At 69.1% G+C, this 5,154-nt stretch carries 6 protein-coding genes; 3 read left to right on the top strand and 3 right to left on the bottom strand.

Annotation, left to right across the window (positions count from 1 at the left end):
* From ABNT58_RS06395 to ABNT58_RS06385, 3 genes are all read left to right on the top strand, one after another.
* Positions 1–324 (top strand): methyl-accepting chemotaxis protein (locus tag ABNT58_RS06395; protein ID WP_348752670.1); only part of this gene is annotated, 324 nt, incomplete at its 5' end.
* 170 nt (positions 325–494) lie between these two features.
* Positions 495–902 carry a DUF6364 family protein gene (locus ABNT58_RS06390; RefSeq protein WP_348752669.1) on the top strand — a complete coding sequence of 136 codons (408 nt, stop codon included), beginning with the start codon at positions 495–497 and terminating at the stop codon, positions 900–902.
* Complete coding sequence (locus ABNT58_RS06385; RefSeq protein ID WP_348752668.1) at positions 902–1,447, top strand: hypothetical protein; 546 nt, start codon at positions 902–904, stop codon at positions 1,445–1,447. The genes ABNT58_RS06390 and ABNT58_RS06385 overlap by 1 nt, the downstream gene beginning before the upstream one ends.
* An 84-nt stretch (positions 1,448–1,531) precedes the next feature.
* Here the strand turns inward: ABNT58_RS06385 and ABNT58_RS06380 are convergent, their stop codons facing one another.
* From ABNT58_RS06380 to ABNT58_RS06370, 3 genes are all read right to left on the bottom strand, one after another.
* Complete coding sequence (locus ABNT58_RS06380; RefSeq protein ID WP_348752667.1) at positions 1,532–1,696, bottom strand: hypothetical protein; 165 nt, start codon at positions 1,694–1,696, stop codon at positions 1,532–1,534.
* Between the two features lie 165 nt (positions 1,697–1,861).
* Positions 1,862–4,405, bottom strand: a complete 2,544-nt coding sequence (locus tag ABNT58_RS06375; protein ID WP_348752666.1) for an FtsX-like permease family protein — start codon at positions 4,403–4,405, stop codon at positions 1,862–1,864.
* Between the two features lie 54 nt (positions 4,406–4,459).
* Positions 4,460–5,154 (bottom strand): DUF899 family protein (locus ABNT58_RS06370; protein ID WP_348752665.1); only part of this gene is annotated, 695 nt, incomplete at its 5' end.

Genomic DNA, 5,154 nt, shown 5'->3' with positions numbered 1-5,154 from the left:
GCGCGTGAGATCAAGCGGCTGATCGGCACCAGTGCCGACCGCGTGGAAGCCGGTGCCCGCCTGGTGCAGGACGCCGGCCGCACGATGGACGAGGTGGTGGAAGGCGTGCAGCGCGTGAGCACCGCGATTGCCGAGATCACCGCCGCAGCCAGCGAGCAGACCCTGGGCATTGGCCAGGTGAACGGCGCGGTGAGCCAGCTCGATCAGATGACGCAGCAGAACGCCGCGCTGGTGGAGCAATCCACCGCCGCCGCCGAGAACCTGCGCCAGCAGGCCAGCGCCCTGGCCGGTGTGGTGGGTACGTTCAAGCTGCAAGCAGCTTGAGGTCAGCCGCCTGGCCCGATGGCGCCGGCATCATGTAGCTGATGCACCAGAACCTCCAGAATGAGACCCGGCCCAGCGCCGGGTCTTCCTGTTTCGGGATGTGGCGCTTCAAGCAGCTTGCGAAGTCCCAAGAAAACACCCAGAATTGGGGGTGATTTGGAGCTTAGGGCATGAGCAAAGCCAAGATCAATTTCGAGCTGGATGAACGTGTGCTCGCGCAAGCTCAGGCTTACGCATCTGAGAACCGCACATCACTGAGCAAGCTCGTCTCCGCATTTTTTGCCGGGCTTGGGCAGAAGAAGCCCGCTCTGGCCCGCAGCGCGATGGACAAGACCCTGACCGAGTTTGCTGTTGGGAAGGTCTCGATGGCAGATGCGGCGCGCGAACTGGGCTTGCAAGACGCAGGCTTTCTGATGGAGATCATGCGCGAGAAGGGTTTGCCCCTGCCTGCACTCGATCCGTTTGATGTCAATGAGATGGCTCAACGCAGCTTTGGCGCGTTGAAGAACGTGATGCGCCCTGCCTTATTGAACTCGGAGGAGAAAGGGCCGTCCCGCGGCAAGCGCACGTCCCTTTGATGATGGACCTGCTCGTTGCTGATGCCGGGCCTCTGTTTTCATTGGCGGCTGGCGACTTGCTGAGGGTTTTGGACCACTTCTCCCTTGCAGTGACCGATGTGGTCAAGGAAGAAACCTTCGACAAAGGCTTGTTACCTGGATGTTCGGTAGAGGCTCAGAGGCTCATCGAGTACTACAACAGAGCGGCGGCGAACATCAACATCATCCCGACCCAGGTAGGAGTCAGCCTGATGGCGATGCGGACTGCGAATCCGGCGTATGAACAGCCGAGAAATCTGGGCGAGTTGTCCATCCAGAGTTATTTGATCGCGCTGCGTGTGACACATCCAAATGCCAATCCCGTTGTGCTGTTCGAGGATGGATGGTTCTTGCGCAATGCGGCCGCGCTTCCGCTGGGAACTTTGATCAGCACAGAGGCTTTCCTGCTGAACTTGGAGCGCCTGGGGCTCATCAAGTCTGCTTCAGACGCGCGAGCGGCCATCCGTCATGCCCGTCCAGACGCGACCCTGGTCATTCGTCAAAGGAAACTGGGAAGGCGCCGCTGATTTTCGTGCCGAGGTTGACTGGACGAGGCTCTTTGCGCGGTCCAGTGCATCAGCTGGATAACGCCGATTGGCGCCTTGAACCGCTCAGCCGCGGGGCGCCGAAGCAGCCTGCTGCTGCACCAGCAGCTGCGCATCGTTGGCGGCATGCTCGCTGTGCGCCAGGCCGTTGACACCGGCCAGCATGCCGAGCGTGAACACGGCCGACAGGGCGAGGGCGGCGACTTGGCTGAAGAGGCGTTGCTGGTTCATGGTGGACTCCGGTGCGTGAGGGGCGTTGCGATGGAGTGAACTCTAGGCAGCACCCCCCGGCCCCACCACCGGATTGCGACGAAGTGCGGCTGCGGGCGATGAACCGCGCAAAAAGACGGCCCCAGCTGGCGCCGCCGGGCCGCCCCAAGGCGGCCGGGTGCCCCATCAGGCTTGCGCGCGCCGCAGTGTCTCGACGACCGGCCGCCGCAACACCTCCCGCAGGCCCCACCAGCCGGCCGCCAGCGCCAGCAGCGCACCGGCCACGGTGCCGGCCAGCGGCACCCACCAGGGCGCCGTCCAGCTGAACTCGAAGGCGTAGCGCGCCAGTGCCCAGCCCACGCCCATCGCCGCGCTGGAGGCCAGCAGGCCGGCCAGCGCACCCACGCCCAGCAGCTCGGTGCGCTGCACCCGCGCCAGCAGCGTGCGGCCGGCGCCCATCGCCCGCATGATCGCGAACTCGCGCGAGCGTGCCTCCCGCGTGGCGGTGATGGCCGCGAACAGCACCACCAGGCCCGCCGCCAACGTGAAGCCAAAGAGGAACTCCACCGCGCGGATCACCTGGTCCAGCACGCCCTGCACCTGGGCCAGCGAAGCCGCCACGTTCACGTTGGTGATGTTCGGAAAGTCGCGCGAGAGCTGGTTGTCGAAGCCCGGTGTCTCCGGCGCACGGAAGGCGCTGATGTAGGTGGTGCCCACGTCGTCCATCTTGGCCAGCGGAAACATCACAAAGAAGTTGACCCGCATCGACGCGAAATCGAGCTTGCGCAGGCTGGTGATGCGGCCTTCGCGCTGCGTGCCGCCGATGTCAAAGCGCATGCGGTCGCCCAGCTTCAGGCCCAGCGTCTCGGCCAGGCCGCTTTCCACGCTCACCGCATCGGGTTCGTCGGGCGTCCAGCGGCCGGCGATCACCTGGTTCTGCTCGGGCAGCTGGGCGTCATGGCTGAGGTTGAACTCGCGGTCCACCAGGCGGCGGGCGCGCTCTTCGGTGTAGCGCTCCGGGTTCACCGGCTGGCCGTTGATGGCCACCAGCCGGCCGCGGATCATCGGAAACCAGTCGTAGCGCTGCACGCCGGCCTGCTTGAGCGCGGCCTGGAAAGCGTCGGACTGGTCGGGCTGCAGGTTGATGACGAAGCGGTTGGGCGCATTGGGCGGCGTGGCCGCACGCCAGCTGTCGATCAGGTCGGTGCGCAGCAGCACCAGCAGCGCCAGCGCCAGCAGACCCACCGACAGCGCCGAGACCTGCAGCACCGCAAAGGCCGGCCGCGCCGCGATCTGCCGCGTGGCCAGCACCAGCCAGCGCGGCGCGCGCGTTTCGGGCACCGCGCGGCGCAGCACCTGCACCGCCACCCACGACAGCGCGGCGAACACCAGCACCGCGGCCGCAAAGCCGCCCACTGCGATCAGGCCCAGCTTGAGGTCGCTGGACACCGCCAGCAGCAGCCCCGCAAAGCCCAGCGTGCCGGCGGCCAGCACCAGCAGCGAAGAAGCCTTGAGCGTGCCCACGTCGCGCCGGATGACGCGCAGCGGCGGCACCCGGGCCAGCTGCAGCACCGGCGGCAGGCCGAAGCCCAGCAGCAGCGTCAGCCCCACGCCCAGACCGAAGAAGGCCGGCCACACGCCGGGCGGCGGCAGCTCGGTTTGCACCAGGCCGGCCAGCAGCCAGATGAACACATGGTGCACGCCGAAGCCGATGGCCACGCCCAGCAGGCTGGCCACCACGCCCACCAGGCCGAACTCCAGCCCGTACGACAGCGCGATGGAGCGCTGCGGCTGGCCCAGCACCCGCAGCATCGCGCAGTCATCGAGGTGGCGGTTGGCGAAGTCGCGTGCGGCGATGGCCACCGCCACCGCGGCCAGCAGCGCCGCCAGCAGCGCCACCAGGTTGAGGAACTTCTCGCCGCGGTCCAGCGTGCGGCGCATCTGCGGGCTGCCGCTTTCCAGCGATTCCACGTCCACGCCGCGCAGCGCGTCGCGCTCGATGCGCTGCTTGACCTCGTTCACGTAGCGGCCCACCTCGGCCAGGCTGTTGCCCGGCGCGGCCACCGCCAGCCGGTAGGTCACGCGGCTGGCCGGCTGGATGAGGCCGGTGGCCGGCAGGTCGGCCATGGCCAGCATCACCCGCGGCGCGAAGCTGATGAAGCCGGCGCCGCGGTCGGGCTCGATGGTGATGATGCGGTCGATGCGCAGCGAGGCATCGCCCAGCAGCAGCGCATCGCCCAGCTTCAGGCCCAGCGATTCGAGCACCGCCGCGTCCACCCACACGGTGCCGGGCGCGGGGCCACCGGTGGCGGCCTCTTCCGGCCCGCCGGCCGTGGTCTGGGTGCGCAACCGGCCGCGCAGCGGGTAGCTGGCGTCCACCGCCTTCACCGCCACCAGGCGGCTGGCGCCGCCGCGGTCGTCGGGCGCACGGCCCATGCTGGGAAACACCGCGCTGCGGGTGATGCGCAGCCCGCGGGCCTGGGCGTCGGCCACCAGGGCTTCCGGCGTGGGCTTGTCGCTGGCCACCACCGCGTCGCCGCCCAGCAGCTGGGCGGCATCACGTTCGAGCCCGGTGTTCAGGCGGTTGGCGAAGAAGCCGACCGCGGTGAGCGCGGCCACCGCCAGCATCACGGCCACCACCAGCAGCCGCAGCTCGCCGGCCCGGAAGTCGCGCACGGTCTGGCGCCAGGCCAGGCGCCAGACCGAAGGGGCAAAGGAGGTTGCAGTCATGGCGCGCACGGTAGCAGGGCCGCAGCACCGGCGCGGCGCGCGGGGTTTGCGCGCTCAGCCGCCGCAGCAACCGCCGGGCTGCGCGTAGCTCAGCTGCGGGTACCAGTCGGTGCCGCGGCCGGCGGGCGTCAGGTCCAGCAGGTTCCACAGCGGCATCAGGTCGGGCGCGTCGCGCGGGTCCTGCCCGGGGTCGGCGGTCTCGAACCCCATCTCCGCGGCGCAGAAGTGGCGGACGGCACCGGCCGCGTCACGCACGAAGACGTTGATCGCCGCGTTGTCGCCGCCCTCGGGCGCCTCGTGCGCATAGTGCTGGCTGAAGCGGTTGCCGCCCGCCGAGACCAGCGGCAGGTAGCGCCAGCCGCGCTGGCGCGCGAAGTCAGACATGCGCGCCACCGGCGAGCGGGCGATCACGGCCAGGCCGACGCGCTGCATCAGGTCGGGCGCCTCGCCGTCCAGCGCGCTGAGCAGCGAGGTGCACATGGGGCACGGCTGCTCGCGCTGCGGGCCGAACATCCAGTGGTAGGTGATCAGCGTGTCGTGGCGGCCGAACAGCTGCGACAGCCGCACCAGGCCATGCTCGCCCTCGAACACATAGTCTTCCGGCACCGGGCCGCCGGCCGGCAGCTGGCGGCGCAGCACGGCCACACGCTCGAGGTGGCGGCGCAGCTCGATCTCTTCGGCCAGCAGCGCGGTGCGGGCGCGGCGGTACTCGGCGCTTTCGTTCGGAAAGCGGCTGGGCGCGCGCGCAG

The sequence above is a fragment of the uncultured Aquincola sp. genome, from assembly GCF_964001545.1.
Taxonomy (GTDB): domain Bacteria; phylum Pseudomonadota; class Gammaproteobacteria; order Burkholderiales; family Burkholderiaceae_C; genus Aquincola.
The sequence above is the reverse complement of the archived record's forward strand: the minus strand, read 5'-3'. Positions and strand labels throughout refer to the sequence as shown.